The sequence below is a fragment of the Kitasatospora sp. NPDC048407 genome (assembly GCF_043200475.1).
In the GTDB taxonomy this organism is placed as follows: domain Bacteria; phylum Actinomycetota; class Actinomycetes; order Streptomycetales; family Streptomycetaceae; genus Kitasatospora.
Window position 1 is genome coordinate 1 of sequence record NZ_JBICXW010000052.1, and the last position, 1,475, is coordinate 1,475.

Below are 1,475 nucleotides of genomic sequence, written 5' to 3' on the forward strand. Positions count from 1 at the left end.
CAATACCGGTGATTTAGGTTGATTTTTGGCGAGTCGGGGTGGTCTTGGTCGGTCCGACCAGGACGACGCCGGGCCGGCCCGGTCGTGGCGGGTCGAAGTGCATCAGGCGTTTGAGTGCCCAGTTGGACATCTTGCGTTTGATGACGCGGGGGTTGGTGCGCAACCTCCGTGCGGGCAGTAGCCGTTCACCGATCTCGCGCAGGCTCCGGGTGAGTGCCCGGGCGAGTCGCGAGGGGGGAAAGTGCCGCCTGTCCGGTGACATGGCGGCGGGCGATGCGCAGGGTACGGACGAAGGAGAGCCGGTCGGGATCGCAGCCGGTGCGGTGGGCGGCCTGGTGCATCAGGTCGCGCAGGGCGTGGTGGACCAGGAGGAATGCGAAGATCTCCTGTTCCACCCCTCGCGGGTGCTGGGAGCGCAGGACGAGGTTCCTGCCGCCCTGGTGGGTCTTGATCTCGTCCAGTGCGGTCTCGATCTCCCATCGCTGGGCGTAGAGCGCCGCGAGTTCCGCGGCCGGTGCGGCTGCGGGGTCCAGGATGCTGGTGACCAGCCGGTAGACGGTGCCGTCCTTGCCACGCGGGCCCAGGGTGTACTCGATGACGCGGACCCGGATCGGGTCGGCGCGGCGGTTCTTGTCCCGGGCCGCGACGATCTCCGACAGGTAGGAGCCGTCGTCGAGTGAGGTCACGACCGGGAACACGGCGTCGCTCCTGGCCCGCCACAACAGGTCCGCACCGGTGCCGGTGGCGGCCCGCCACAGGTCGAACCCGCGAAAGCCCCGGTCGGCCAGCAGCAGCATCCCCTCGGACAACGAAGTGAACAACTGCCGGGCCAGCACGGTCTCGTGGACCGCCAGCGGGGCGGCCTCGGCCGCGAACACCGCATGGGTGCCGCACTCGACCAGGGCCGCCACCCGCGCCTGCGGGTAGGCGCTTCTGCCCTGCCCCCGGCAGGTGCCGGGCCGGCCGAAGAACTCCGCGTTCGCCGCCGTGTCCGGCAGGTCGAAGGTGGTGCCGTCCACCGCGACCAGCCGCCAGTCGCGAAACCACGCGCCGACCGTCTCCTTCGTGGCCACCGGGTGGCAGACCCGGGCGAACAGCGCCCGCAGCGGCTCCGGACCCAGCCGCAGCCGGGCCCGACCGATCGCCGCCGTAGTCGGCACCCGCCAAGCCCCTCGCCCGCCCTCCCGCTCCAGGCCCTGGGTCAGCAGCCGCGCGACCTCCTCATAGCCCTGCCCGCAGAACAGGCACATCGCCAGGACGAAGTACACGACCACCCTTGCCGGCAACAGCCGATGACGCCGCTCGACCCGGCCGCACCCGGCAATCACCTCATCAACCAGCTCGGGCGGGAACGCCCGCGTCAGCACTCCCAGCGCGATCCGGTCCGAGAACCGCTCACCCGCCGACGACTTCACCTGTCCAGGCCTTGGCACAACCAGCCCAACGACCAAAACCACACAAAGTCACCGGTATTG

General features: G+C 70.2%; 1 protein-coding gene. It reads right to left on the reverse strand.

Features of this window, described 5'->3' with window-relative positions:
• Positions 1-185: 185 nt before the first annotated feature.
• Positions 186-1,433 carry an IS4 family transposase gene (locus ACGFWJ_RS36185; protein ID WP_392957003.1) on the reverse strand — a complete coding sequence of 416 codons (1,248 nt, stop codon included), beginning with the start codon at positions 1,431-1,433 and terminating at the stop codon, positions 186-188.
• Positions 1,434-1,475: the final 42 nt, after the last annotated feature.